4 protein-coding genes are annotated in these 3,456 nt (G+C 72.4%); 2 read left to right on the top strand and 2 right to left on the bottom strand.

The genetic code is table 11. The features are described from left to right. On the bottom strand, positions 1-387 hold a 387-nt coding region (locus R6V09_RS48995; protein WP_317887917.1), incomplete at its 3' end, for a glycerate kinase. Between the two features lie 181 nt (positions 388-568). On the opposite strand from R6V09_RS48995, the gene R6V09_RS48990 reads away from it, so the two are divergent. Next, complete coding sequence (locus R6V09_RS48990) at positions 569-1,645, top strand: ADP-ribosylglycohydrolase family protein (RefSeq protein WP_317887916.1); 1,077 nt, start codon at positions 569-571, stop codon at positions 1,643-1,645. Here the strand turns inward: R6V09_RS48990 and R6V09_RS48985 are convergent. Continuing rightward, a complete protein-coding gene (locus R6V09_RS48985; RefSeq protein WP_317887915.1) occupies positions 1,642-2,661 on the bottom strand; it encodes an NAD-dependent epimerase/dehydratase family protein in 1,020 nt (339 codons plus the stop codon). The two genes, R6V09_RS48990 and R6V09_RS48985, sit on opposite strands and share 4 nt — an antisense overlap. Before the next feature lie 134 nt (positions 2,662-2,795). Here R6V09_RS48985 and R6V09_RS48980 point away from each other — a divergent pair, with 134 nt between their 5' ends. Next, positions 2,796-3,350, top strand: a complete 555-nt coding sequence (locus R6V09_RS48980) for a TetR/AcrR family transcriptional regulator (protein WP_317887914.1) — start codon at positions 2,796-2,798, stop codon at positions 3,348-3,350. The last annotated feature ends 106 nt before the right edge of the window (positions 3,351-3,456 follow it).

Here is a 3,456-nt window from a genome sequence, read left to right as displayed (position 1 = left end):
GTCGAGCGCGGCCCGCAGCAGTTCGCCGGAGCCGTACGTCGAGGAGGTGAGCGGGGCGAAGACGCCCTTGGGGAGGCGCTGCAGTCCGCTTGCCTCGGCCATCTCCACCACGGCCGTGTCGCCGCGTACCGCGAAGGCCGCGGTGACCTCGTCGCCGAGGGGCCCGGCGACCCGTATCTCCCGTCGCTCGAAGCCTGCCGCGACGGCCGCGTCCACCGTGCCGTCGCCGCCGTCGGCGACCGGCATCGCCGTCACGTCCAGTTCGGGTACGACCCGGCGCAGCCCGGCCGTCACCCGCTCGGCGACCTGCACGGCCGTCAGCGACCCCTTGAACTTGTCCGCGGCGATGAGCACCCTGTGGGTGCCCCTCTGTGCAGCGTCCGCCACCTTGCGTTCCCCTTGCTCTCCGGGCCCCACACATTTCAGGGCCAGTCGCGCCGCTGCGACCTTAACCGGAGGACGCCCGCGCCGTCATGCTCCGCCCGAACCCTGGGACCGGCCTACGAGTGCCCTGTGCGGACCGGTCGAACCCCGCGCGGGCACCCCCTGAATCGGGTAGACCGGTCCTATGACCCCTGTGGGCAGTGAGCCAGTGCTCGCGGACCGCATCCTCGGGGGCTGGCTGGGCCGGATCGCGGGCAACATGCTCGGCAAGCCGGTCGAGCAGGGCGACCTGTGGACGCGCGACCGCATCGACCGCTATCTCCGGCGGGCCGCCGCCCTGCCGCTCACCGACTACCTCCCGGAGCCGGCCGGCGAGGACGACGGCTTCGAGCTGCGCCCCGAGTGGCAGCGGTGCGTGCGCGGCCGGATCCACGGCAGCTGCCGTGACGACGACGTCGACTACGCCATCCTCGGCCTCGACCTCCTGGAGACCCACGGCTTCGGCTTCAGCACCGAGCAGGTCGGCGAACTGTGGCTGCGGAGACTGCCGTATCTGCAGACCTTCACCGCCGAGCGGGCCGCCTACCGCAACCTCGCCAACGGGCTCAAGCCACCGCTCACGGCGACGCACGACAACCCGTACCAGGAGTGGATCGGTGCCCTGATCCGCGCCGACATCTACGGCTGGACCAGCCCGGGTGCCCCGCGCCGCGCGGCTCAACTGGCGCGCAGGGACGCCGTGTTGTCCCACACGGGGAACGGTGTCTACGGCTCGATGTGGGCCGCCGCGCTGATCTCTGCGGCGTTCACCGCGCCGACCGTGCGGCACGCGCTGGACACGTCGCTGACCGTGATCCCGCCGGGCTGCCGCCTCGCGCGCACCGTGCGCCGCGTGCTCACGCTGCACGAGACCCGGATGACCTGGGAGGACACGCTCACCACGCTGTCCGAGGAGACGGCGGGGCTCGGCTGGATCCACACGATCCCGAACGCGGCCGTCCTCACCGCCGGACTCCTGTACGGCGACGGCGACTTCACCCGCACCATCACACTGACGGTGCGCGGCGGCCTCGACACCGACTCGAACGGCGCGACCGCCGGTTCGGTCGCCGGGGTGCTGACCGGCGCGGACGCGATCCCGGCGCAGTGGAAGGACCCGCTGGAGGACACCGTGCGCAGTGCGGTGTTCGGTTTCGACGGGGCGCGGATCAGTGAACTGGCCGCGCGGACCGTGCAGTTGGCGGAGGCCGCCGATACCTAGACAGCCCCCTGCGCGATGAGGCTCCGGGCGCAGTCGAGGACGGCTTCCCGGGCCGGGCGCGGTTCCCAGCCGAGGACGCGGCGCGCCTTCTCCGTGCTGTGGCGGTTGCGGCGGCCGAGCGCGGGGGTGATCTCGCGCAGCGACGGGTCCCGGAAGCGGGCCGCGAGGCGGACGGCGAAGTCCGGGAGGCGACGCGTGGAGACGGTACGGCCGTGCTCGCCGAGGCCGTCGCGCAGGGTGCGCGCGATGTCCTCCATCCACACGAACTCCCCGGTGGCCAGGAAGCGTTGACCCGCCGCGTCCGGTGACGTCATCGCCCGGATATGGACGTCGACCAGGTCCCGGACGTCCACGACTTCGAGGCCGATCCGCGGGACGCCGGGCATCCTCCCGCTCACCATGCGCGCGATGATGCCGACGGAGCCGAGGTTCGCGGTGGTGAGGACCGGTCCGAAGACCGCGCCGGGGAGCACGGTGGTCAGCTCGGTCGGACCGTCGTAGCCGTCCATGAAGTCCCAGGCGGCCCGCTCGGCGAGGGTCTTCGAGCGGCGGTACGGGATCAGGGTCGGGTCGTCGGGATCGGTCCACAGCGTCTCGTCGGTGACGCCTTCCGAAGCGTACGACGAGGGGCTCGCGGCGTTCGCGGCCGAGGTCATCACGACGCGTCGTACGCCCGCCTCGGTGGCCGCGCGCAGGACGCGCAGGGCGCCGTCGCGGGCCGGGGCGATCAGGTCGGCCGGGTCGTCCGAGGCGGCGCCGAGCGGGGAGGCGACGTGCAGGACGAAGTCGACGCCCTTGAGCGCGGCGTCCCAGCCCTGGTCCGCGGTGAGGTCGGCGACTGCGAAGCTCAGCCGTCCCGCGGGGTCGACGACGGTCGCGACTGCGTCGGTGACCGCGCGCTCCTTGCCCTCGGCGCGGACGGTCGTACGGACGTCGTAGCCACGGTGCAGCAGTTCCGCGATGCACCAGCCGGCGATGTAGCCACTGCCTCCGGTGACCAGGACGAGTTCGGGCATGACGGTGCTCCCTGCGGTGTCGGGTGGGGGTGTGCCAGAATGAAGAACGAAACGGAGGCCCCTCCGGTACATTCACCAACGTACCGGAGGGCCCTCCGCTTGGCAATCCGACACCGGACGGACGACCTGCACCCGTGAACCCGAAACCGACCCGCCGTGACGCCCTCGACAACCGGGAGCGCATCCTGACCGTCGCCCGCGAGGCGATCGCCGCGTCGAGCGGCGCCTCCCTCACCGCGATCGCCAAGCAGGCGGGCGTCGGCATCGGGACGCTCTACCGGCACTTCCCCACCCGGGAGGCGCTGATCCTGGAGCTGTACCGGCACGACATACAGCATCTGATCGACCGCGCGCCCGTGCTGCTCGCGGAGCATCCGCCGCTCGTCGCGCTACGCCTCTGGTTTGCCGAGGTCGCCCACTACGGGCGGCTCAAGTACGGCGTCGCCGAGGTCATCCACGCGGCGACCGACGGGGGCGCGGACGACGAGTACTTCGGGCCCTTCGTGGCAGCGATCGACGTACTCCTGAAGGCCGGGGGCGCCGACGGTTCGCTCAAGCCCGACATCGATCCGGAGGACGTGCTGCTCCAGCTCAGCGTGCTGTGGCGGATCGATCCGGCGCGGGGCGGGGAGGCGCGGGCCGGGCGGATCCTCGGCCTCATCGTCGACGGGCTGCGGGCGACTCCATAGGGGTCGTGTCGTCGAACGCCTCCGCCGTCACGCCGAACGCCCGCAGCACCACCCGGTCGCGCAGCCCGTCCGGCAGGAACCGCAGCAGGGCGAGGGCGCGGCCGTC

It is taken from the genome of Streptomyces sp. W16, from assembly GCF_033194735.1.
Lineage (GTDB): Bacteria > Actinomycetota > Actinomycetes > Streptomycetales > Streptomycetaceae > Streptomyces.
This window is presented reverse-complemented; position numbering and strand designations above follow the sequence as displayed.